Raw genomic sequence first — 23,007 nt, 5'->3', positions numbered from 1 at the left:
GGAAGGTGCGCGTTCCCGTGCAAGGCCCGAATCAGACGATGTCCGCCCCGGCGGCGCAGGAGGTTCCCCAGTGCGTAGTCCCCGTATCGTCCTCGCGGCCGCAACGATTGCCGCGTCCGCCCTGCTCCTGACCGCCTGTGGCGACGGCGACAGCGGTTCCGACAGCTCCACCACGGCCCCCGCCGGGGGTGGCGCAGCCACGTTCGACCCGACCAGCATCGCGAAGGACGACACCATCGCGGCCCTGCTGCCCGAGAAGATCGCGAGCAGCGGCAAGCTCGTCGTCGGGTCGGACACCACGTACGCCCCGGCCGAGTACATCGACGAGGACGGCACCACGCCGATCGGCTACGACGTCGACCTCGCCAAGGCCATCGCCTCGGTGCTCGGTCTGACGGCCGACGTGCAGACGGCCGACTTCTCCGGCATCATCCCGGCGATCGGCTCCAAGTACGACGTCGGCATCTCGTCGTTCACGATCAACAGCGACCGCGAGAAGGCCGCGAACATGGTCGAGTACTTCAATGCCGGTGAGGCCTACGCGGTGGCCAAGGGCAACCCGAAGAAGGTCTCGGCCGACGACCTCTGCGGCCTGACGGTCGGCGTCCAGACCGGCACGGTCGAGGACGAGGAGCTCGACACGATCTCCGCCCAGTGCAAGACGGACGGCAAGAAGGAGATCACGGCGCTGAAGTACCCCAAGCAGACGGACGTGACCACGGCGCTCGTCGGCGGCAAGGCGGACCTCATGTACGCGGACTCGCCGATCATCGCCTACGCGATCTCGCAGACCGGCGGCCAGCTCGAGCAGCTCGGCGACGTGTTCGCCAGCGCCCCCCAGGGCGTCGTCGTCTCCAAGGACGACCAGGCGCTGACCGACGCGATCCAGAAGGCCGTGCAGAAGCTGATCGACAGCGGCGACTACCTCAAGATCCTCACCGCGTGGGGCAACGAGGTCGGCGCCGTCACCACGGCCAACGTGAACCCCTCGGTCAGCTGACGCCATGAGCACGCCCACCACAGCGGACACCCAGAGCCGGGTGCCGGAACGGATCCACGCGGTACCCGTCCGGTATCCCGGGCGCTGGGTGTCCGCTGTGGTGGTCCTCGTGCTGGCGGCGATGGTCGCCAACGCTCTGATCACCAACGACGCCTTCCACTGGCCGACGGTCGGCAAGTACATCTTCAGCGAGCCGATGCTGCGTGGCGTCCGCTGGACCATCTGGCTCACGGTCGCCTCGATGGCGATAGCGATCGTGCTGGCGGTGCTGCTGGCGGTCATGCGGCGTTCGAGCAACCCGGTGATGCGGTACGTGTCCTGGGTCTACATCTGGTTCTTCCGTGGCACCCCGATCTACGTGCAGCTCATCTTCTGGGGTCTGATCTCGGTGCTCTACCGGTCGCTCTCCGTGGGGGTGCCGTTCGGGCCCGAGTTCTTCCACTTCACCACCGCGACCGCGTTCACCGCGTCGCGGCTCGCGATCCTCGGTCTGGCGCTCAACGAAGCCGCCTACCTCGCGGAGATCGTGCGCGCCGGGCTGCAGAGCGTCGACTCGGGGCAGTCGGAGGCGGCCCGCGCGCTCGGCATGTCCGACGGCCGCATCCTGTGGAGGATCGTGCTCCCACAGGCCATGCGCGTGATCGTGCCGCCCACCGGCAACGAGACGATCTCCATGCTCAAGACGACCTCGCTCGTGGTCGCCGTGCCGTTCACGCTGGAGCTGAACTCGGCGCAGCAGAACATCGGCAGTCGGATCTTCCTGCCGGTGCCGCTGCTCGTTGCCGCGTCGCTCTGGTACCTGGCGATCACGAGCGTGCTGATGATCGGCCAGAGCTACCTCGAGCGCTACTACGGCAAGGGCTTCGACACACAGGTGCCGACGAAGCGGGGTCGCAAGCCGCGGGTGCCCAAGCAGGTGGCGATCAACGCCGCCCACACCACGCACGACCTCGGTCCTACGGAGGGACACCTGTGACCACCGACGTCCCGATGGTCGAGATGGCGGGCGTGCACAAGTGGTACGGAGAGTCGCACGTGCTGCGCGGGGTGGACCTCGTCGTGCCCGCCGGGACCGTGACCGTCGTGCTGGGGCCCTCCGGGTCGGGCAAGTCGACCGCGCTCCGGTGCATCAACCAGCTCGAGGAGATCGGCGCGGGCAGCATCCGCATCGAGGGCGAGCTGATGGGGTACCGCGAGGGCACGCGCGGCGGCAAGCCGACGCTGTACCGCCTGCACCCCAGGGTCATCGCCCGACAGCGCTCACGCGTCGGCATGGTGTTCCAGCGGTTCAACCTGTTCCCGCACATGACCGCGCTCGGCAACGTCATGGAGGCCCAGGTCCAGGTGCTGGGGCGCAGCAAGACCGAGGCCCGTGAGCGCGCCGCCGACGTGCTCACGCGCGTGGGTCTGGACGACCGGATGGAGCACTACCCGTCGCAGCTGTCGGGCGGTCAGCAGCAGCGCGTCGCCATCGCGCGCGCCCTGGCCATGGACCCCGAGCTCATGCTCTTCGACGAGCCGACGTCCGCCCTGGACCCCGAGCTGGTCGGTGAGGTGCTGGGCGTCATGCGGGACCTGGCGAGCTCCGGCATGACGATGATCGTGGTCACCCACGAGATCGGGTTCGCCCGCGAGGTGGCCGACCAGGTCGTGTTCATGGCCGACGGCGTCGTCGTCGAGCACGGTTCGGTCGAGCAGGTCCTCGGCGCGCCGGCCGAGCAGCGCACCCGCGACTTCCTGGCGAAGGTGCTGTAGCGGTCAGCCCCAGCCGTCGACACGGAGAAGGGCCCCTCGGAGTAAGCGTCCGAGGGGCCCTTCCGTGATCGTAGGCCGGTGGCCTCCGGCGAACCGGTGACCAGCGCCGCGCTGACGGTGCGGCTACGTCCCGGCACCCGGTGCGTCACCTGCTCGCGCTCCCCGGAGGGGGATCCCCAGCTGGCGACCCGCCGTGGGCGGGACGACTACGATCTACCGCTCGGTCCGTAGCGACCCTCGCGTCGTCATCCGCGAGTCGTCGGGTTGCCCCTCCGATGTGGTCGCCCGTTCTCCGGCCGGCCCGATCTCGACTGCCTGTCCCCGCCGGTTCCGTCGCCCCCGAGGGGGTTCCGTCGCCGCCGGGCTCCGGTGCCCCCGAGAGGGCTCCTTCGCCTGAGGTTCCGGTCCGTCCGGTGTGCGTCTGTCGGCGGTTGCGTGGGCCCCCGGAGGGGTTCCGTCACCGGCCGGCTTCTGCTCCCCGGAGGGGGCCCTTCGCCTGCGGATCTCGATCTGTCGATCTCGATGTGTGATTTCTAGTCCTGCTGTTCACACCCCCGCAAGGGCTTCTGGAGGGTTTCTTTATCCACCGTTGACCCCACAGGGTCATCCACAGGCCCACCTGCGGAAACGCGCCGGAAACACAGGCCTGTGGACAGAATGTGTGGATGAGCCGCGTGGCGTTCACCCGTCCGCCGGGTGCGCGCCGGTACCCTGGGCACCAGGTGAAGGCCCCTCGGAGTAAGCGTCCGAGGGGCCTTCGCCTTTGAATGGACTGATGCAGATCGAAGCCATCCTCGGCGACATCACGACCCAGGACCTCGACGCGATCGTCAACGCCGCGAACTCACGCCTGCTGGGCGGCGGAGGAGTCGACGGGGCGATCCACGCCGCGGCCGGACCGGAGCTGCTGGCCGCGTGCCGGGAGCTGCGCCGCACGACCCTGCCCGACGGTCTGCCCGTCGGTGACGCCGTCGCGACCCCCGGCTTCCGCCTGGCGGCCCGATGGGTGATCCACACGGTCGGGCCCAACCGGCACGCCGGTCAGACGGATCCGGCGCTCCTCAGGTCGTGCTTCACGCGGTCCATGGACGTCGCGGCGCAGGTCGGTGCGACGAGCATCGCCTTCCCCGCCGTGAGCGCGGGCGTGTACGGCTGGGACGTCGACGAGGTCGCGCGCATCGCGGTCGACGCCGTCAGGTCGTCGGAGAGCCCGGGGGAGGGCGTGGTCGCGACGGGGACCGTCGAGCTCGTCCGGTTCGTGCTCTTCTCCGACCGCGCTCACCAGGCCTTCGAGCGCGTGCTGGGCACCCTGCTGTAGACCTGGAACCGGCGCGGTCCGCATCCCCTCCAGATGCGGACCGCGCCGGACCAGCTCAGGCGACGGAGACCGGCGCCTCTTCGCTGCTGACTGCGGGGGTCGGGTCGGGCCTGCGAGCCAAGGCGCTGGGCCACCACATCATCTTGCCGATGTCGAGGTTCAGCGCCGTGACCAGCACGGACCGGACGACCAGGGTGTCGAGCAGGACGCCGAGGGCCACGGCGAACCCGATCTCGGCGAAGCCGACCAGAGGCAGGGTGCCGAGGACCGCGAACGTCCCCGCGAGAACCAGGCCCGCCGACGTGATGACGCCACCGGTGGCCGCCAGCGCGACGAGCGAGCCGCGGTGGTGCCCGATCCGGATCGTCTCCTCCCGGACTCTCGTCATGAGGAAGATGTTGTAGTCGATGCCGAGAGCCACGAGGAAGACGAAGACGAACAGCGGGAAGGCTGTGTCGGCGCCCTCGTACCCGAACACGTACTTGAAGAACAGGGCGCTGATCCCGATGGCAGCCGCGAACGACAGCACCACGGTTCCGATGAGCACCAGCGGCCCGGTGACGGCCCGCAGGAGGACCATCAGGACCACGAAGACCACCAGCAGGATGAGCGGGATGACCAGCTTGTTGTCGGCGACGGCAGCCCGGTTGACGTCGAGCGTGATGGCACTGGTGCCCCCGACGATCGCGTCCGCGTCCGGGACGGCGTGGACCGCGTCACGGACCCGGTCGACAGTGTCGTAGGCCGCCTGGCTGTCGGGAGCGGACGTCAGGGTCCCCTCGATGTAGGTGATCCCGTCCTTGTCGCCGAGCGCCTTGACGCTGCCCTGGTCGATGCCGTCGACCTGCCCGAACGCCGCGACCACCGCCGTCGCCTCGTCGGTCTTCGCGATGACCGCGACCGGCGAGCCCGAGCCGCCGGGGAAGTGGGCCGCGAGGATCTTCTCGCCCGCGATCGACGGCTGCTCGGTGGTGAAGGAGCCCTCGTTGCTCAGCCCCGTCGCGTTCAGCGCGACGATCCCGAAGCCGGCGATGAGCAGGATGGCCACCGTGCCGACCCAGGTGCGACGCGGGCGGCGCTCGATCCGGCTGCCGACCCGGGCCCAGAAGCCGTGCTCCGACGGCTCGGCATCGCCGAGCTTGGGCGTGCGCGGCCAGAAGACCCACCGGCCGCAGGTGACGAGCAGCGCAGGCAGGAGCGTGAGCATGACGAGCACGGCGACGACGATGCCGATGGCCGCGACCGGGCCGAGGCCCGCGGTGGACGCGATCGAGGCGAGCAGCAGGACCAGCATGGAGATCGCGACGGTGGCGCCGCTCGCGATGATCGCCGGGCTGGCGCGGTGCAGCGCCAGGGCCATCGCCTCGTGCCGGTCGCCGTGCTTGCGGAGCTCTTCTCGATATCTCGCCGTCAGGAGCAGCGCGTAGTCGGTCCCGGCGCCGAACACCAGGACGGTGAGGATGCCGGCGCTCTGCGCGTTCACGGTCAGGCCGGCGTGGTCGGCGAGCAGGTAGATGACGGCCTGCGAGACGGTGAGCGCGACGCCCGCGGAGATGACGGGCAGGAGCCACAGGATCGGGCTGCGGTAGGTGAGCAGCAGGATGAGGACGACGACGCCGACGGCCGAGAACAGCAGCGTGCTGTCCAGCCCTTCGAACGCCTTGGAGGAGTCGGCAGCCTGGCCGGCCGGCCCGGTGATGTAGACCTTCATCCCGTTCGCGCCGTCCTCGGCGGTGGTGCGCAGCCCGACGACGGCGTCGGCTGCGAGGTTCCAGCCGTCCTTGCCGAGGTCGAGCGGGACGACGATCTGTGCGGCCTCGCCGTCTTCGGACGGGATGGGTCCGACGACCTTGCCGTCCAGCGTGTCGAGCGTGCCGAACTCCGCCGCGTCGGCCGTTGCCGCGGTCATGTCGGCCTTCGTGAGTCCTCCGTCGCGCTGGTACACGATGACTGCGGGGATCGTGTTGGAGGAGACGAACGTGCCGGCCTCGTCGAGCACCTTGGTCGACTCGGCGCTCTGCGGGAGCCAGGACTTGGCGTCGTTGCTCTGCGCGTCGCTCAGCTTGCCCGCGAGCGGGCCGAGCACGGCGAGGACGGCGAGCCAGAAGGCGATGATCAGGAACTTGACGTATCGGTGGGTGATCCACCCGGCGACGTGAGCCATGGGAAATCCTTTGGGGGGGAGTCGGCGACGACTAGGAGGTGCGACCGGCGCGCCAGGTGATACCTGGTCCCTCGGCCGTGCTGTTCGAATCCTAGAATTCCGCCCGTTCCCCGACCAGGGATATAGGGGATACCCCCGAATCAACCCCGGGGGTGACCCTCAGGTTCCTCTCAGGAAACGGCCTTCACGGCCAGGGTCACGTCGGTCTCGTCGTTCCAGACGTGGAAGGCCAGACGCACGCGCCCGCCTCGGCCGGCGGTGCGGCAGCCGTGCTCGGCGAGGCGGTTGCGCACGCTCCCGACCGCGTCGTCGGGAAGGGAGACGATCGCGCTGCTCGACGGCACCAGGCCGATCCCCGTGCGGAACGCGTTGGCCAGCCCGACGTCGTAGGCGTGCACCTCGTCGCGGTCGGCCGCCGCGAACGCCTCGAGCACGGGCGCCGCGCCGACCCACGCCAGCCACGCCGGCGAGATGTCGAAGCGGCGGGCGTCGTCGGCGAGCCGCATCGCCGGCCCGTAGATGCTCGACCAGATGTCCGCCCCGGCGTACCAGCCGGCGCTCGCCGGGCGCAGCGCCGCGCTCCAGTCGTCCGGTCGCACGGTGAGGAAGGCGGTGCCGCGCGGGGCGGCGAGGTACTTGTAGCCCCCGCACACGGTGACGTCGAACGTCGAGGCGTCGACCGGGAGCCATCCGACGGCCTGCGTGACGTCGCAGACGGTTCGCGCGCCGTGGGCGGCGGCAGCCTCCGGGACCGTCGGCGGGGCGAGGCGGCCGTCGCGGGACTGCACGAGCGAGTACGCGACGACGTCGGTGGTGTCCCGGACCTCGTCGGCGAGCCGGTCGAGCGGGACGTACCGCACCGCGATGCCGCGGGCTGCCTGCGCCTCGAACGGGTACGTCACGGACGTGAAGTCGCCCTCGACTGCCAGCACCTGCGCGCCGTCGGGAAGGCTCGCTGCGACGGTCCCCACCAGGCCGCTGACCTGCGCGCCGATCGCGACGGCACCCGGATCGACGCCGACGAGCCGCGCGTACGCGGCACGGCTCGTCGCGACCGTCTGGTCGTAGAACGCCAGGTCGGCCCTGCCCGCCTGCCAGGCGTCGAGGGCGTCGCGCATCGCGTCGACCGTCGCGCGGGACGGGATCCCGACCGTGGCCGCGTCGAGGTAGCCAGGCACGGACGTGAACTCGGCGCGCAGGCGTTGGAGGGAGCTGTCCATGCCGACGATGCTCCGTGCTGACCGCGCGCCGCACAACAGCCACTTCGGAGCTCGTGGCCGTCCCTAGGAGCGGGTGGACGCGGTCACGGTGAACTTGGCGTCGCGTGTCACCTGGCGGGTGGGCCCGACGGCCCGTTCCAGCGCGGGCCGGTACTGCAGGTGCGAGTTCCAGACCGTCCACAGCTCGCCCCCGGGCCGCAGGATGCGCGCCGCCGCCTCGAACAGCTTGTGGGCGACGCCGGTGTGCACGCCCGCGCCCACGTGGAACGGCGGGTTGAGGAGGACGAGGTCCACGCTCGCGTCGGGCACGGAGGCCGCAGCGTCGTCCTGGTGGACACGGACCCGTTGGGAGACGCCGTTCGCCCGGGCGGTCGCCGCCGCCGACCCGACGGCCGCCGCAGAGTCGTCGGTCGCGACGACGTGGAGCGCGGGCCGCCGGCTCGCGAGGGCGGTCGCCAGGATCCCGGTGCCGCAGCCGAGGTCGACGGCGGTCGCTGCGCCGGGGAGAGCACGGTCGAGCACGCCGAGCAGCCTCCGGGTGCCCACGTCGACGCGGGCGCCGGCGAACGCGGCACCGTGCGCGCACACCGTCAGGTCCAGCTCGTCGTCGTGAAGGGACACGGGCCAGGCCGACAGGGGCCGGTCGACGGGCTGCGTCGCGACGAGGACGCGTGACTTCTGCCGGGCGAGCTGGGGCTCGACCACGGTGAACCAGCGCGCCAGCACGTCGTTCATCGCGAGGGTCATGTGCTTGATCCGACCGCCGGCGAACAGCCGCACCTCAGGGGCGGCATGTGCTGCCACCAGGCCGGCGATCTCGTCGAGGGCATCGAGCGACCGCGGCAGCTGCAGGAGGACGACGCGGGCACCACGCAGGGTCGTCGCATCGAGCGGGCCAGAGGTCGTCGCGAGCTCGAAGCGCTGCGCGTTCGCGGCGAGCGCGAGCTCCGCGGAGCGCAGGTCCTGGTGGCTGCGCACGTGCTGGGCACCGTGCAGGCCGACGGCGCCGAGCGTCAGAGCGCCGTACCGGTCCCCGACGGTGACGACCTCACCGGGCGCTGCCGACGCGATGGCTGCTGCCGCCGTGTCGAGGATGAGGCGGTCTGTCGCGTCGACGGCGTACAGCTCCGGCCCTTCGACGTCAGGCCAGCGTCGCAGCGCGTCGAGGCCGAACTCTGACACCGTCGACTCCTCGCACGTTGACTCCCTCGGACCGCCTGACGCTATACGACGCCGGCACGCCGACGGACCGCCGCCCCGACACCCGCGGACGACCGCCCGTGGGCCAGGTCGTCGAGGTCGGCCGGCAGGGCGACGCGCACGCCGGCGATCTGCGCAGCGGGCGCCAGGAGGTCGACGGGCCCGTGCGCCCGTCGTGCCGCATCCATCGACACGTCAGGGCGCCTCGGTGAGTGCGTCCTGCACCGATGTCTCGACCGGCCCGGGGTAGATGGCCGGCCGTCGGGTGACCGCGTCCCAGGCCGCGCGCAACGATGCGGGCCCCTCGCGCAGCCGCCAGAGCACGGCCTGCTTCGGGTGGACGCTCGTCGACGACACCCCCACGCCCACCACGTCGATCCCGGCCAGGCTGCAGGAGAACAGCGCGCGCCGCAGGTGGTAGTCCTGGGTCACGACGACCGCGTCGCGCACCCCGAACACGTCGTGCGCGCGGACGCAGGAGTCGTGGGTGTCGAAGCCGGCGTGGTCGCGGACCACCTTGTCGCCGGGGACTCCGTGCGCGAGCAGCCAGTCCTGCATCGCAGTCGGCTCGTCGTGGCTCGCCGTGCCGTTGTCGCCGCTGACCAGGATGACCTCCACCGCGCCCTGCTCGTACAGCGAGCGGGCTGCCTCGAGCCGGCGCGCGAGGTACACCGACGGCGTGCCGTCCGGCTTCAGGCCCGCGCCCAGGACCAGCGCGACGGCGGTCGGTGGGATCGCGTCCGCGGACCGGACCTTGGACTGCCCCAGGCCCTGCACCCAGAGCAGCGGCGCGACGACGACCACGCCGAGCGCACCGAGGGCGACCCAGAGGGTGCGGCGTCGGGTCCACCAGCGCGTCGTCACCGGGGGAGCGTAGGGCGTCGCGACCCTACGGCGTGGGCGATTCAGCCGATCGTGGCGAGCCAGTCGCGGACCGCCTGCGCGACCGCGCCGTTGTTCGACGGCGTGTGGGTCCCGGCGACGAACACGGTCGCGACCGGTCCGGCGATCGCCGCGAGGTGCGTCCGGAGCTCGTCGGGCGTGCCGAACGGGTCGCGCTCGCCGGAGATGGCGAGGACCGGGACGGTGATCGCGGGCAGGTGCTCGATCCGGAGGCGGTCGGGTCGGCCGGGCGGGTGCAGGGGATAGGACAGCAGGACGAGACCGGCAGCCGGCTGGCCCTCCGCGACCGCCATCGAGCACATCCGGCCACCGAACGACCGGCCGCCGAGGACGAGGGTCTCCGGCGGCACCCCCAGAGCCTCGGCCATCGAGGACGCCGTCGACCGCACGTGGGCGATCGCCACCGGCGCACGCTCGGGTGCGCGGCTGCCGGCGGCGCGGTTGGGGAAGTCCACCCGCAGCACGGGCAGCGGGTCGACGGCCTTCTCGACGGCGACCAGCGGCGGGCTGTCGCGCCCTGCGCTCGCACCGGGGGTGAGCAGCAGGCCCGCGACGGTCATGGCGACCATTCTGGGCCGATGGGTCGCAAACTGGCACAGACTGGGACACAGTGGGGGCAACGTTCAGAGCGAGCGCGTGCCCGGAGGCGCCATGCGAGGAAAGGCCGCCGCCCTCGGCGTCGTGATCCTCCTCGTCGCGCTCGGTCTGGGACCACTCGATCCGGCGTCGGCGGAGCCGCCGCCCGTGAGCGTGTGCGACACCCCGACGTCGACGTCGGCCGGCGGCAACGACGACGACCTGACCGTCACCGCGGGGCAGGTCCTCCTGCTGACCGCGGGCACCTACACGGGAAAGCTCGACCTGGGCGCGGACGGGACCCTGTGCGTCGACACGGACGCCACGCTGCAGCCCAGGACGATGAAGAGCCCGGCCGGCGACCTGTTCGTGCTCGGTGCCGCGGACCTGCCCTCCCTGACGTCGGTCTCCGAGTTCGACCTGGTCGTCCAGGGGACCGCCACGCTCGGCAACCTGACCCTGGACGGGTCCAGCGAGCTCACGATCGGTCCGACGGGGTCGGCGACGACCGGCACGATCGACCTGAACTCGGGCTCGCAGGTGGACAACGCCGGGCGGCTGGAGGCGCGCCTCGACACGACCGCCGGGTCGACGCTGCTGAACTCCGGTGAGCTCGTCACCCGCCACGGTCTGGCGGTCGACGGCGTCCTGCGCAACACCGGGCACATCCGTGTCTTCGGCGGCCCGTTCCGCGTGAACGCGGGCGCGACGATGAGCAACGAGTGCGTCATCGACTCCAGCGACGACGTCACCGTCAACAGCGGCAGCGGCAGCGGCGTCACGAACGCCGGCATCATCCGCGCGCCCAGCGGTGTGCTCCGTGTGGGACAGGAAGGGGTGTTCACCCAGACGCCGGACGGCATCACCGTCTCCGAGACGCTGGACAACTCGGGCACGGTCACGGGGTTCGGCCGCTTCCGGTTCGCCGGCACCACCCTCTCCGAGCTGGTCTTCGCCGGCGACACCCCCGCGCAGCCGATCGTCGTGCAGGACCTGACCCCGCCGGCGGCCCCGAAGGTCTTCGACCAGCAGAGCGGCTCCGTGGTCAACACCGTCGCCGGAACGGTCGAGAACCCGCCACCGGACGCCACGGTCGGCACCTGCGCCACGCACGAGCCGGTCGCGGACGTCCTGCTGACCAAGACGGGCCCGGCCAACGTCTCCCCCGGCGGCACCGTCAACTACGCCGTCACGGTGCACAACGCCGGCCCCGACACGGCCACCGGGATCGTCGTCACCGACACCCTGCCCGCCGAGCTGACCAACGTGTTCGCGACCGGCGGCGGTGTCGTCGCCGGGGGGACCGTGACGTGGACCGTGGCGTCGCTGGCGAACCAGGCGGACGTCCAGCTCACCGTCACGGGGTTCGCGCCCATGTCCGGGACGCTCACCAACACCGTGAGCTCGACGAGCACGACGAGCGACCCGAACCCGTCGAACAACAACGGGTCCACCCCCGGGCAGGCGGTCACCACCCGGGTGAACGGGACGCTGCCTGCCGGCAACCTCCCACCGGTCCTGGACGACGTCGTCGTGTCCACCCGGGCGACCCAGACCGTCGCCGGTGCCATCCCGGTCAGCGACCCGGACGAGGGACAAGAGGTCGTCACCGAGCTGGCGACCCAGGCGGCGCACGGCGTCGCGACGGCAGGCCCGGACGGCGTGTTCGAGTACACGCCCGACGGCACGTTCACCGGCATCGACGGGTTCGCCATCCAGGGCTGCGACAACGCGCTGCCCCAGGGGTGCGCGACGGGGACGGTCACCGTGGTCGTGGCGCCGCTGGCGGTGCGCGACGCAGCGGAGACCATCCAGAACGTGCCGGTCTCGATCCCGGTGCTGACCAACGACGTCGGGGACAGCGTCGGCGGCCCGAGGATCGTCGACGCCCCGGCCCACGGCACCGCCGTCATGGTCGGCGCGGAGGTCGAGTACACGCCCGGACCCGACTACGTCGGCCCGGACCTGCTCACGTACCGGATCTGCTCGAACCCGGTCACGGTGTGCGGCGAGGCAGTCGTGGCGATCAACGTCCTCGAGCCCCCGAACGAGCCGCCGACGGCACAGGACGTCGCGGTCACCGGTCCCGCGGACGCGCCCCTCTCGGGCATCGTCCCGGCGAGCGACCCCGACGTCGGCCAGGTGCTGACGGCGACCCTGCTCGTGCCGCCGTCCGCCGGCACCGCGGTCGTGAACCCGGACAGGTCGTTCACGTTCACCCCGCCGGCGGACACCGCCGACGTGTTCACGTTCGTCGTCCGGGTCTGCGACAACGATCCCGACCAGCTGTGCGACCCGGCCACCGTCACCGCGACGATCACGCCGGTCGCGCACCCCGACAACGCGACGACCGTCGTCGACACGCCCGTGGCGTTCAGCCTGACCGCGAACGACCGCGGCGGGGTGGGCGCCCCGGCCCTCGTCGCGCCCGGCCCCGCCGACGGCGACGTGACGGTCGCCGCCGACGGTCAGGCGTCGTACACCCCGGACCCCGGCTTCACCGGTCAGGACGCGTTCCAGTACACGGTCTGTGCGACGGCGGAGCCGAGCCTGTGCGTCACCGGCACCGCCACCGTGTTCGTGGACCCGGCGCCGCTGCCGCCGGTCGAGGTCGAGCCGGCGACCCTGACGACGACGGCGACCGTCCCCGTCGTGGCGTACCTGACGTTCAACCACGCGGCGCCCGACCTGGTGTTCACGGTCTCGGGTGCCGCGACCGACGGCACCGGCGTCGTCGACGCGACGGGCCGGGTCACGTACACCCCGACCGGTCTGTTCACGGGTCGCGACGAGTTCACGGTGCGGGCGTGCGCGGTGAGCGAGCCGGCCAACTGCGGGACCGCGCTCGTCACGGTCACCGTGCTCCCCGTCGCCGGCGACGACTCCGCGGCCGTCGAGGCGGGCGGCAGCGTCGACATCCCCGTCGCGACGAACGACATCGGCACGGTCGGACCGCCGCAGGACCTGTCCGACCCGGCCGGCGGGACCGCGGTCGTGTCGGCCGGGCTGGTCCGGTACACCCCGGACGCGGGCTTCGTCGGCACGGACACGTTCACGTACACGATCTGCTCGACGGTCGACGTCGACGTGTGCGCGACCGCCACGGTGTCGGTGCTGGTGAGCGAGCCGCCGAACCAGCCCCCGACCGCGCAGGACGCGAACGTCACGGGGCCCGCGGACGCGGCCGTGTCCGGGCGGGTGGAGGCGTCCGACCCGGACGTCGGTCAGGCCCTCTCCTTCACCCTGCTCACCCCGCCCACCACCGGGGCCGCGGTCGTGAACCCTGACGGGACCTTCACGTTCACCCCGCCGACGAACACTGCGGACGTGTTCACGTTCGTCGCGCAGGTCTGCGACGACCACCCGGACCAGCTGTGCGACCAGGCGGACGTGACCGCGACGATCACCCCGGTCGCGCACCCGGACTTCGCGACCACGACCGCCGGCGTCCCGGTGACGCTCTCCCTGACCGGCAACGACCTCGGGGGAGTCGGAGCTCCTGTCGTCGTCACGAGCCCGGTGGACGGCACGGTGACGATCGAGCCGGGCGATCAGGCGACGTACACCCCGGATGCCGGGTTCACGGGCGACGACACCTTCGGGTATCGGGTGTGCGCGACCGCGGAGCCCGCGCTGTGCACCACCGGGTCCGCGACGGTGCACGTCGGCGCGCAGCCGCTGCCGCCCGTGCAGGGGCAGCCCGCGGCCCTGACGACGACGGCGACCGTCCCGGTCGTGGCCGACCTGACCTTCAACCACGCCGCAACGGACCTGGCCTTCACCGTGTCGAGCGCCGCGACCGACGGCACGGGGGTCGTCGACGCGACCGGCCGGGTCACCTACACCCCGGCCGGCCTGTTCACAGGCCGCGACGAGTTCACGGTGCGGGCGTGCGCGGTCACCGAGCCGGCCAACTGCGGGACCGCGGTCGTCACCGTGACGGTCGTCCCCGTCGCCGGTGACGACTCCGCCGTCGTCGAGGCGGGCAGCAGCGCCGACATCCCCGTCGAGGCGAACGACGTCGGCACCGTCGGCACGCCGCAGGACGTGTCCGACCCGGCCAACGGCACCGCGCTGCCGGTGACGACGTCCGTCCGGTACACCCCCGACGACGGGTTCGTCGGCGTCGACAGCTTCACCTACACCATCTGCTCGACCGTCGACACGGACGTGTGCGCCACCGCCACCGTGGACGTCACCGTGACCCTGCCCCCGAACCTGGCGCCGACGGCGCAGGACGCGAGCGTCACGGGGCCCGCCGGTGCTCCGGTGTCGGGGCAGGTCCTCGTGTCCGACCCGGACGTCGGCCAGGTGCTGACCGTCACGCTGCTCACCCCGCCGGCGGCCGGGAACGCGGTGGTCAGCACGAGCGGCTCGTTCACGTTCACCCCGCCGGCGAACACCGCGGACGTGTTCACGTTCGGGGTGCAGGTCTGTGACGACGCCACCGACCGGCTGTGCGACCAGGCGACCGTGACGGCGACCATCGCGCCGGTCGCGCAGCCGGATGCCGCCGCGACGACCGCCGGCATCCCGGTGACCTTCCCGCTCACCGTCAACGACCTCGGCGGTGTCGGCTCGCCGGTCGTCGTCGTCAGCCCGGTGGACGGGACGGCAGTCGTCGAGCCGGACGGGCGGGCGACGTACACGCCGGACGCCGGGTTCACCGGTGACGACACCTTCCAGTACCAGGTGTGCGCGACCGCGGAAGCGAACCTGTGCACCATCGGGACGGTGACCGTGCACGTCGACCCGCAGCCGCTGCCACCGGTCGTGGTCCAGGGGAAGGACCTGACGACGACGGCGACCGTGCCCGTCGTCGCCGACCTGACGTTCAACCACGCCGCAGCCGACCTGGTGTTCACCGTCTCGGGTGCCGCCGTCGACGGCACGGGCACGGTCGACGGGACCGGCCGGGTCACGTACACCCCGACGGGCCCGTTCACCGGCCGCGACGAGTTCACCGTGCGGGCGTGCGCGATCGCCGAGCCGACCAACTGCGGGACCGCGCTCGTCACGGTGACGGTGCTCCCGGTCGCGGAGGACGACGTCGCCGTCGTCGAGGCGAACGGGTCCGTCGACATCCCGGTCGAGACCAACGACGTCGGCGCCGTCGGCGGCCTCCAGGACCTCACCCAGCCCGCGAACGGCAGCACCGAGGTCGGCGCGTCGGTCGTCTACACACCGGACAACGGCTTCGTCGGCACCGACACCTTCCGCTACACCATCTGCTCGACCGTCGACGCGGACGTCTGCGCGACCGCGACCGTGCGGGTGTCCGTGCAACCCCTCGCCACCAGTGACGCGCTGGCCACCGAGGCCGGCGCACCGGACACCGTGGACCTGCTGGCCAACGACATCACCGGACCCGACCCCGTCGCGACGATCGTCTCCGGCCCCGCCGACGGGACCGTCGACCTGAGGGGCGGGCTGCTCACCTACACGCCGATCGCCACGTTCACGGGGCACGACCAGCTGGTCTACCGCGTCTGCGCTCCGAGCGGCCCACCGCTGTGCGCCGAGGCGCAGGTGCTCGTCGAGGTGTCCCCGGACGTCAACCCGGTCCTGACCGCGACCCTGCAGGACACGGCGATCTCGATCGACGTCGCGGGGAACGACTTCGGCGACGCCGGCACACCCGTCGTCACGCGCCCGCCCGCGCACGGCACCGTGACCGGCGGCGGTCTCGAGCTCGTCCGAGCCATCGTCGGCACCGGCAACGTGGATCTGCGCGTCGTCGCGCCGCTGGTCTACACCCCGGACCCTGGCTTCGTCGGCGCAGACACCTTCTTGTACACGAGGTGTGCGGAGTCGACGTCGCTGTGCAGCGAGACCGCCGTCGTGGTCGTCGTCCAGCCGCTGGTCACGGAGCCGCCGGTGACACCCCCGCCGACCACGCCACCGCCGACCACGCCACCCGCGACGCCGACGACAGGCAGCGGGTCGGGGGCGCTGTCGGCGACGGGTGCGGGCGACGTCTATCCGCTGATGGTCGCGTCGCTGCTGGCACTGTCCCTCGGTGCGCTGCTGGTCACGACCTCGGCTCGCCGCAGGCACCGGCGTCGGCACTGAGAAGGGTCAGCCGAGCCCCAGCACCGACCTGATCGTGCGGACCACGCCATTCGCGGTGTTGGCGGGCGCGACGAACCGCGCGTGCGCCCGCACGGTCGGGTGGGCGTTGTCCATCGCGAACGACCACGCCGACGCGTCGAGCAGGCCGACGTCGTTGAAGTAGTCGCCGAACGCCATCGTCTGCTCGCGGGTCACGCCGAGGGCGTCCTGGACGTGGCGCAGGGCGAGTCCCTTGTCGGCGACCGGGTTCATGACGTCGACCCAGTGCGCGCCCGAGATCACGGCACCCTCGAAGTCCGCCAGGAGAGGCCCCGCGCCGTCGGCGACGGGCCCGAAGTCGTGGACGGCCACCTTGAGGATCTCGTCGTCGACCCCCAGCAGGTCCTCCACCAGCTCCAGCCGTGCGTAGTACGGGTGCACCTCGGCGAGGAACGCGTCGTCGGTGCGTTCGACGTAGGCCGAGCGCTTGCCGCACAGCACCGTTCCCGTGTCGAGGTGCACCGCCCGCCGCAGCAGATGGATCGCCGACCGCGCCGTCTCGAGGTCGAGCGTCTCCGAGCTGACCTCCGCGTCGTCGCGCACGACGTACGCCCCGTTCTCCGCGATGTAGACGAGCTCGGGCCGGCCGATCTGCCGGCGCAGCGCCGCGAACTGGCGACCACTCGCCGGGCACAGCACGATCCCGCGGTCGGCGAGGTCGTCGAGCAGCGGCCAGAACTCGTCGTGGATCTGCTTGTCGTCGTCGAGCAGCGTGCCGTCCATGTCGACGGCGATCAGGCGAATGTCGGGGACGTGCTCGAAGAGGGGCGGATCGAGGACTAGAGTCACGCGACGATTCTCCGGTCCTGTGCCGACGGCGTCGAACGCCGCAGGCCTGACCCCGTCGCTCGGCGTCGAGCGTGCGGCTCGGGGAGCGCATGATCCTGCGGTTTTCGCCGTTGTCTGAGAGGAGGCGAGCGCAATGGCACGTCGACGAGCGCGCGGAACCCTGCTGTTCCTCGGGACCACCGCCGCCATGACGGCCGCCGGCGTCGCGAAGCTCGTGCCGCCGTCCTCGGACACTCTCGCGGCGCCGAGTCCCACGAGCATCGTCACGGCGGACGCGGCGGCGGATCCGGGCGCCGCCGGCAACGTCCAGCGGGCCCCTTCCCCGGCAGCGCCTCCGTCCGCCGCGGCTTCCCCCACGGCGAGCGCCGCACCGATCGCGCCGGCCCCGCCTGCTCCGGCTCCGACCGCTCCCACTCCCACCGATCCGGCTCCGACTGCTCCGGCTCCGACCGCGCACCCACCGGCCGGACCGCCCGCGGCGCCACCGCCCGCCGCGGCCCCGGCCGCCCCCGCAACGCCGTCCGTCGCGCCACCCGCCGTCGCACCGTCCGCACCGACCCACGTCCCGCCCCCGGCCCCTGCACCACCGGCCGAGTCCACGGTCACGATCGTCGGCACGGTCGAGCACAACCGGTACGGATCCGTCCAGGTGGCGGTCACCTTCACCGGAAGCGCGATCACCAAGGTCCAGACCTTGCAGGTGCCCACCCTGGCCAACGAGAGCCGCAGGATCAACCAGTCCGCCGCGCCCGTGCTGGCGCAGGAGGTGATGGTGGCTCAGTCGGCACAGATCGACACGGTCTCGGGCGCTACCTACACGTCCGAGGGCTACGCCGCCTCGGTCCAGTCGGCCATCGACCAGCACGGCTGACCGCCACGGGAGGCGGCGATCATGACGCCTCGCGGGCCAGGTGCTCGACCGTCGAGGCGAGCGCGCGCAGGCCGGTCTCGACGTCGGCGAGGCTGACGGACTCGTCCGGGTGGTGGCTGATCCCGTCGGGGTTGCGCAGGAAGAGCATGCCGACGCCGGTGACCGCGCCGATCGCCATGGCGTCGTGCCCGGCGCGGCTGAACATGGTCGGGGCCTCGCCCGCGCCGGTGTCCTCGATGCCCGCGCGCACCACGTCCTGCAGCAGCCCGTCGCACCAGACCGCCGGTGCCTCGTGGATCTGGCGCGACGACCACGTGAGTCCCCGGCGCCCGGTGATCTGGTCGATCTCCCGGGAGATGGCCGCCCAGACGCGGTCGCGGTCGTCGTCGTGCTCGCCGCGCAGGTCGACGGTGAGGTGCGCCTCGCCCGGCACCACGTTGACGGCACCGGGGAACGTCTCCAGGCGCCCGACGGTTCCGACGATGTGGTGCTCCGCCCGGCAGAGCCGCTCGACGGCCAGGGTCGCCTCCGAGGCGCCGAGCAGTGCGTCGTGCCGGTCCTCGTAGCGGGTCCCGCCGGCGTGCCGGGCCTCGCCGAGGATCTGGACGGAGAACCGCCTGGCGCTCGCGATCGAGGTGACGACGCCGAGCGGTGCGTTCGACCGGTCGAGATCCGGACCCTGCTCGATGTGGGCCTCGAGATACCCGGCGAGGCTCTCCGGGCGGCGTGCCGCCGCCCCCACCCTCCCCGGGTCGAGGCCGAACTCCCGGAACGCCGTCTTCAAAGTGGTGCCGTGCACGTCGGTCAGGTCCCACCAGGCGGGGTTCCAGGTGCCCGCCATCGCGGAGCTGCCGAGCAGGGCGGTGCCGAAACGGGCGCCCTCCTCGTCCCAGAACGCCACGACGTCGAGGCCGAACCTGAACGAGGCAGCCCGAGGCTTCAGGGCCCGCACCACCTCGATCGCCATGAGCACGCCGAGGATGCCGTCGTACCGACCCGCGTCGCGGACGCTGTCGAGGTGGGACCCCAGCAGCAGCGTCGGCGCCTCGCGATCCTTCCCGTCCAGGTGCCCGTTGAGGTTCCCGGCCTCGTCCTGCCAGGTGTCGAGGCCGACCTCACGCATCCAGCGCGACGCCAGGCGGTTGACGCGCGCGTGCTCGGGGGACAGGTAGACGCGCTCGATCCCGCCCTCCATCGAGGTGTAGCGAGCGAGCTCGTCGCACCGCGCCATGATCCGACGCGCAGCCTCCGTGAACATCAGCCCCACGCCTCGTAGGCCGCGTCCACACCGCCACCGACGGGGACGGACGCGCCGTGCCGGCGGAGCACCTGCTCCAGCGCGGCGAGCGTCACCAGGACCGAGTCGAGGCGAGCGTTGACGCCCATGGTGCCGATCCGCCACACACGCCCGTGCAGCGGCCCGAACGACGTCCCGATCTCGATGCTGAAGTCGTTCAGCAGGTCAGCGCGCACGGCGTCGCCGGCGACCACGGACGGGATGAACACGGCCACGACGTTGTTCATCTTGTGGCTCACGGACCCGAACACCGACAGGCCGAGTCCCTGCACGCCCGCCAGCATCGCCCGGCCCGCGCGCTCGTGCCGGTCGATGACCGCCGAGCGGCCCTCCTCCAGGATCACGCGCGCGCACTCGTGGGCGCCGTAGAGCATGGTCGTCGCCTCGGTGTGGTGGTTGAGCCGCCGCGGTCCCCAGTAGTCGAGGACCATGCCGAGGTCGAAGTAGTTGGAGTGCACAGGTTCGCCCGTGTCCTCGTCCGACTCCTCACGGATGCCGGCCTCGATACGCGTGCGGCTGCGGATCTCGGCGACGGCACGGTCGGACAGGCTGATCGGCGCGCTCCCCGACGGGCCCGACAGGCACTTCTGCAGCCCGGCGGTGGCGGCGTCCAGGCCCCAGGCGTCCATCTCGAACGCGTTCCCGCCGAGTGACGCGGTCGCGTCCGTGTAGAACAGCACGCCGTGCTTGGCGCAGATCGCGCCCAGCTCGTCGAGCGGCTGGTTCATCGTCGTGGACGTGTCGCCCTGCACGATCGCGAGCAGGTGCGGCTTGACGCGCGTGATGGCGTCCTCGATCGCCGACGGCGTGAACACCTGCCCCCACTCGACCTCGACGGTGTGCACCTCGGCCTGGGCGCGCAGCGCGATCTCCGCGAGCAGGTGCCCGAACCGGCCGAACACCGGGACCAGGACGCGCTGCCCCGGCCGCACGAGGGACACGATCGCCGCCTCGATCCCCGCGCGTGACGTCCCGTCCACGAGCAACGTCGCCTCGTTCGTCGTCGAGAAGATCTGCCGGTACAGCGCCTGCGTCTCGTTCATGTACCCGGTCATGACCGGGTCGTACTGGCCGACCAGCGGCGTGGACATGGCCCGCAGCACGCGCGGGTCGGCGTTGACCGGTCCCGGACCCATCAGGAGGCGAGGAGGCGGGTTCACCGGGCGTGTCATGCGAGCTCTCCAGACGTGAGGCGGCGTGCGTGTCGCACCAGGGACAGGTCGCTCCCGCGGGGTCCGACGAGGCAGACGCCGACCGGTGCGAGGCCGAGGGGGCCCTCGACGCGAAGCGCCGGGACGCTCAGCGCGGGCAGCCCGCCGATGCCCGCAAGGGCGGTCATCCGCAGGGTCCCGGCGCGGACGTCGTCGGCCATGGGACCGCGCGCGGGGGCCGGACCGGGGGCGCTGGGCAGGGCAAGGACCGCGTCGGCGACGAGGGAGCGGACGACCTCGGCGTACCTCGCCAGCCGTTCCCGGCCCTGCGCCTCCTGGTCGGCGGTGACCGTCGCGGCGACCTCGAACCGTGCGCGGACGCCGGGGCCGACCGCATCGGGGTGCTCGGTGATCCACTGACCGTGCGTGCGCCACGCCTCGGCGGCCTGGACCACACGGAACGCCTCGTACCAACCGTCCAGCGGGCCGACGTCGACGAGCTCGACCTCCCGCCGCGCGCACCACGCCTCGAACGCCGCCCGGGTCGCCGGCTCGCTGCCCGCGAGAGCCTCGCGCGGGACCCGCAGGAGGTCTGGCAGGGCGTGTGCGTCCGGGACCGACTCGTCGACCGCCGTCTCCAGGCACCACGACGCGACCGCCTCGAGCGTCGCGCCGTCGCGGGTCAGCCAACCCACCGTGTCGAACGACGGCGCGAGCGGGAGCATCCCCTGCCGCGGCACGAGGCCGTGCGTGGTCCGCAGACCCCACAGGCCCTGGTAGCTGGCCGGGACGCGGATGGAGCCGGCCGTGTCGCTGGCGAGCCCGACGTCCGCCTGGCCCGTGGCGACGGCGGTGGCAGGACCGCTCGACGAGCCGCCCGGCAGCGCGCCGACCACCGCACCGTTGACCGGGGTGCCGTAGTGCGCGTTGTCGCCGGCGATCGAGTAGGCGAGCTCGTCCGTTCGGGCCAGGCCTCGGATCGAGGCGCCGCCGCGCAGCAGGTCCAGCACCACGGGGGCGTGGTGGCGCTCGCGGTGGGCCTCGCGCAGCCAGGTCGGGTTGCCCGCGCCGATCCGGTAGCCGCTGATCGCGAACAGGTCCTTGACCGCGACGCGCATCCCCACCAGCGGACCCTCGAACGCGCCCTGGTAGAGCGGGTCGCCGACCGTCCGCCAGGTCGACCGGTCGAAGCTCTGCGTCCGCCCGGTCACGTGCGCTGCGGTGATCCGCCAGCGACCGTCTGCCAGCTGCCAGACCTGGGTCTGCAGGCCGGTCCCGCCGCCGGCGTAGCGGCTCGTCGCGACGATCAGCCAGCAGTCCTCGGCCAGCTTCCGCGTCTCGACCCGGTCCAGGGTCCGCGGTCCGACGCCGCCCCGGCCCCTGCGGAACGCGCTGATCGCGTCGTGCCCGACGAGCAGTCCGTCCGTGTCGCCACGCAACGTCGTCGGACCGGGCGCGAACGAGTCGTCGAGGACCGCGACGTCGTCGTCGAGGATCGCGGTCTCGTACGCCTCGAAGGCGGCCCGGAGCTCGGCCGGAGGTTCGGTCATGCGCTCACCCCGTCGAAGTCGGCCACGCGGATCCGGGCGTGCACACCGCACACCAGGTCGACCACCTGGGAGATGTCGAAGTCCGTCGCCGCCGACAGGTACGCGTAGGCCAGGTGCTCGTCCATGCCCCAGCGTGCCCGCAGGAGGGCGATCGCGGCGCGGACGCAGCGCCGCACGGCCTCGTCCAGCTCGCTGTGCAGCCCCGTCGGGACGAGGTACTCGGCCGTCCTCACCAACGGCCCGTCGAGCTCCCCGAACTGTGCCTTCGCGACCATGGCCGGCACGACGTCGAACCGCAGCGTCACCCGGAGCGACGCCTCCAGCGCCGTCAGCGCGACCTCTCCGTCGCCCTGCGCGAAGTGCGGGTCGCCGACGTACGCGAGTGCACCGGGCACCTGGACGGGCAGGTAGAGCGTGGCCCCGACCTGGAGCAGGTTGATGTCGAGGTTGCCACCGTGCGCGCCGGGCGGGACGGAGTGCGGCCGCTCGTCCCCGGCGACCGCGACGCCCATGATCCCGAGGAACGGCGCGAGCGGGAACGCCACGTCCCGCGACCCGCCCTCCACGAGCGGCAGCCGTCCGTGGCCCTCGACCACCGGCGTGAACACGCTGACCTCGTCGGCCGCACGCGGCAGCTCGCCGGCCAGCGCACCGCGTCCGTGCCGGTTGGAGATCACGCCGTACGGGACACGGGGCGTGGTCTCCAGGACGGTGATGGCGAGCAGGTCCCCGGGCATCGCACCGTCGACGAAGATCGGGCCGGTGACGAGGTGCGGGCCGTCGTCGGGGCCGCGGCGCAGGGCGGCGACGATCTCGATCGCGTCGGTCAGCACGTCCTGCGGCGCCACCCCGTGGCCGGTGAAGTACGCGAGCGGATCGCTGCCCTGGTCGGCGAGCAGGCCCTCGTGGCTGACCGTGTCGATGGTGACCTCGGCGCCGTCGACGACCCGCAGGACCGGCTCGTCGGAGCCGCACGGGAGGCGCCCCCAGAGGACCGTGCCCGGTGTCGAGGGCAGGTACGTGGGCGCCTGCACCGGGCCTGTGCCGGGCTGCAACGTTGCACTCACCAGGCCCGGACCCCCACGATGACGCCGTGAAGACC

17 protein-coding genes are annotated in these 23,007 nt (G+C 72.3%); 6 read left to right on the top strand and 11 right to left on the bottom strand.

Annotated features, from left to right (window positions below):
• The first annotated feature begins 70 nt into the window (after window positions 1–70).
• The 4 genes from I847_RS0110585 to I847_RS0110570 all read left to right on the top strand — a co-directional run bounded on the left by I847_RS0110585 (window position 71) and on the right by I847_RS0110570 (window position 4,073).
• Window positions 71–1,000 carry an ABC transporter substrate-binding protein gene (locus tag I847_RS0110585; protein ID WP_028049666.1) on the top strand — a complete coding sequence of 310 codons (930 nt, stop codon included), beginning with the start codon at window positions 71–73 and terminating at the stop codon, window positions 998–1,000.
• Window positions 1,001–1,004: 4 nt separating this feature from the next.
• Entirely contained in the window at window positions 1,005–1,976 is a 972-nt protein-coding gene (locus I847_RS23205; protein ID WP_034609954.1) for an amino acid ABC transporter permease, read from the top strand.
• Window positions 1,973–2,755 (top strand): amino acid ABC transporter ATP-binding protein, encoded by a 783-nt coding sequence (locus I847_RS0110575; protein WP_028049665.1) that lies wholly within the window; start codon window positions 1,973–1,975, stop codon window positions 2,753–2,755. The genes I847_RS23205 and I847_RS0110575 overlap by 4 nt, the downstream gene beginning before the upstream one ends.
• Window positions 2,756–3,530: 775 nt before the next feature.
• Window positions 3,531–4,073 carry an O-acetyl-ADP-ribose deacetylase gene (locus tag I847_RS0110570; RefSeq protein WP_028049664.1) on the top strand — a complete coding sequence of 181 codons (543 nt, stop codon included), beginning with the start codon at window positions 3,531–3,533 and terminating at the stop codon, window positions 4,071–4,073.
• A gap of 55 nt (window positions 4,074–4,128) precedes the next feature.
• On the opposite strand, the gene I847_RS0110565 is transcribed toward I847_RS0110570, so the two are convergent.
• The 6 genes from I847_RS0110565 to I847_RS0110540 form a co-directional block, all read right to left on the bottom strand.
• Window positions 4,129–6,237, bottom strand: a complete 2,109-nt coding sequence (locus I847_RS0110565; protein ID WP_028049663.1) for an MMPL family transporter — start codon at window positions 6,235–6,237, stop codon at window positions 4,129–4,131.
• 170 nt (window positions 6,238–6,407) lie between these two features.
• Entirely contained in the window at window positions 6,408–7,457 is a 1,050-nt protein-coding gene (locus tag I847_RS0110560; protein WP_028049662.1) for an aminotransferase class V-fold PLP-dependent enzyme, read from the bottom strand.
• Between the two features lie 63 nt (window positions 7,458–7,520).
• Window positions 7,521–8,639: a class I SAM-dependent methyltransferase gene (locus tag I847_RS0110555; RefSeq protein ID WP_028049661.1), complete on the bottom strand. Its 1,119-nt coding sequence runs from the start codon at window positions 8,637–8,639 to the stop codon at window positions 7,521–7,523.
• A 41-nt stretch (window positions 8,640–8,680) separates the two neighbouring features.
• On the bottom strand, window positions 8,681–8,845 hold the full coding sequence (locus I847_RS26725; protein ID WP_231384171.1) for a hypothetical protein: 165 nt from the start codon (window positions 8,843–8,845) through the stop codon (window positions 8,681–8,683).
• Window positions 8,846–8,852: 7 nt separating this feature from the next.
• Window positions 8,853–9,521 carry a vancomycin high temperature exclusion protein gene (locus I847_RS0110545; RefSeq protein ID WP_028049660.1) on the bottom strand — a complete coding sequence of 223 codons (669 nt, stop codon included), beginning with the start codon at window positions 9,519–9,521 and terminating at the stop codon, window positions 8,853–8,855.
• 41 nt (window positions 9,522–9,562) lie between these two features.
• Window positions 9,563–10,120 carry an alpha/beta family hydrolase gene (locus tag I847_RS0110540; RefSeq protein ID WP_034609952.1) on the bottom strand — a complete coding sequence of 186 codons (558 nt, stop codon included), beginning with the start codon at window positions 10,118–10,120 and terminating at the stop codon, window positions 9,563–9,565.
• A gap of 91 nt (window positions 10,121–10,211) precedes the next feature.
• On the opposite strand from I847_RS0110540, the gene I847_RS23200 reads away from it, so the two are divergent.
• Window positions 10,212–16,208 (top strand): Ig-like domain-containing protein, encoded by a 5,997-nt coding sequence (locus tag I847_RS23200; protein ID WP_034609950.1) that lies wholly within the window; start codon window positions 10,212–10,214, stop codon window positions 16,206–16,208.
• A gap of 6 nt (window positions 16,209–16,214) precedes the next feature.
• On the opposite strand, the gene I847_RS0110530 is transcribed toward I847_RS23200, so the two are convergent.
• Complete coding sequence (locus I847_RS0110530; RefSeq protein WP_028049658.1) at window positions 16,215–17,036, bottom strand: HAD family hydrolase; 822 nt, start codon at window positions 17,034–17,036, stop codon at window positions 16,215–16,217.
• 133 nt (window positions 17,037–17,169) lie between these two features.
• Here I847_RS0110530 and I847_RS25650 point away from each other — a divergent pair, with 133 nt between their 5' ends.
• Window positions 17,170–17,907, top strand: coding sequence for an FMN-binding protein (locus I847_RS25650; protein ID WP_051274795.1), 738 nt, complete (start codon window positions 17,170–17,172; stop codon window positions 17,905–17,907).
• A 19-nt stretch (window positions 17,908–17,926) separates the two neighbouring features.
• On the opposite strand, the gene I847_RS0110520 is transcribed toward I847_RS25650, so the two are convergent.
• From I847_RS0110520 to I847_RS0110505, 4 genes are read right to left on the bottom strand one after another with little or no spacing between them, the layout of a single operon-like run.
• Window positions 17,927–19,165: an allantoate amidohydrolase gene (locus I847_RS0110520; protein ID WP_051274820.1), complete on the bottom strand. Its 1,239-nt coding sequence runs from the start codon at window positions 19,163–19,165 to the stop codon at window positions 17,927–17,929.
• Window positions 19,165–20,376 carry an alanine--glyoxylate aminotransferase family protein gene (locus I847_RS0110515; RefSeq protein ID WP_028049656.1) on the bottom strand — a complete coding sequence of 404 codons (1,212 nt, stop codon included), beginning with the start codon at window positions 20,374–20,376 and terminating at the stop codon, window positions 19,165–19,167. Before I847_RS0110515 ends, I847_RS0110520 begins: the two co-directional genes overlap by 1 nt.
• A complete protein-coding gene (locus I847_RS0110510; RefSeq protein WP_028049655.1) occupies window positions 20,373–21,905 on the bottom strand; it encodes an AtzH-like domain-containing protein in 1,533 nt (510 codons plus the stop codon). The genes I847_RS0110515 and I847_RS0110510 overlap by 4 nt, the downstream gene beginning before the upstream one ends.
• Complete coding sequence (locus tag I847_RS0110505) at window positions 21,902–22,972, bottom strand: acetamidase/formamidase family protein (RefSeq protein WP_028049654.1); 1,071 nt, start codon at window positions 22,970–22,972, stop codon at window positions 21,902–21,904. The genes I847_RS0110510 and I847_RS0110505 overlap by 4 nt, the downstream gene beginning before the upstream one ends.
• Window positions 22,973–23,007 lie beyond the last annotated feature (35 nt).

The organism is Cellulomonas sp. URHD0024, from assembly GCF_000426185.1.
Classification (GTDB): domain Bacteria; phylum Actinomycetota; class Actinomycetes; order Actinomycetales; family Cellulomonadaceae; genus Cellulomonas.
The sequence above is the reverse complement of the archived record's forward strand: the minus strand, read 5'-3'. Positions and strand labels throughout refer to the sequence as shown.

Excerpts from the sequence above, each read along its gene's own strand:
- I847_RS23205 (WP_034609954.1), top strand. The coding sequence starts at position 1,005 with ATGAGCACGCCCACCACAGCGGACACCCAGAGCCGGGTGCCGGAACGG.
- I847_RS0110570 (WP_028049664.1), top strand. The coding sequence starts at position 3,531 with ATGCAGATCGAAGCCATCCTCGGCGACATCACGACCCAGGACCTCGAC.
- I847_RS0110565 (WP_028049663.1), bottom strand. The coding sequence starts at position 6,237 with ATGGCTCACGTCGCCGGGTGGATCACCCACCGATACGTCAAGTTCCTG.
- I847_RS0110560 (WP_028049662.1), bottom strand. The coding sequence starts at position 7,457 with ATGGACAGCTCCCTCCAACGCCTGCGCGCCGAGTTCACGTCCGTGCCT.
- I847_RS26725 (WP_231384171.1), bottom strand. The coding sequence starts at position 8,845 with ATGGATGCGGCACGACGGGCGCACGGGCCCGTCGACCTCCTGGCGCCC.
- I847_RS0110540 (WP_034609952.1), bottom strand. The coding sequence starts at position 10,120 with ATGACCGTCGCGGGCCTGCTGCTCACCCCCGGTGCGAGCGCAGGGCGC.
- I847_RS23200 (WP_034609950.1), top strand. The coding sequence starts at position 10,212 with ATGCGAGGAAAGGCCGCCGCCCTCGGCGTCGTGATCCTCCTCGTCGCG.
- I847_RS25650 (WP_051274795.1), top strand. The coding sequence starts at position 17,170 with ATGGCACGTCGACGAGCGCGCGGAACCCTGCTGTTCCTCGGGACCACC.
- I847_RS0110520 (WP_051274820.1), bottom strand. The coding sequence starts at position 19,165 with ATGTTCACGGAGGCTGCGCGTCGGATCATGGCGCGGTGCGACGAGCTC.
- I847_RS0110515 (WP_028049656.1), bottom strand. The coding sequence starts at position 20,376 with ATGACACGCCCGGTGAACCCGCCTCCTCGCCTCCTGATGGGTCCGGGA.
- I847_RS0110510 (WP_028049655.1), bottom strand. The coding sequence starts at position 21,905 with ATGACCGAACCTCCGGCCGAGCTCCGGGCCGCCTTCGAGGCGTACGAG.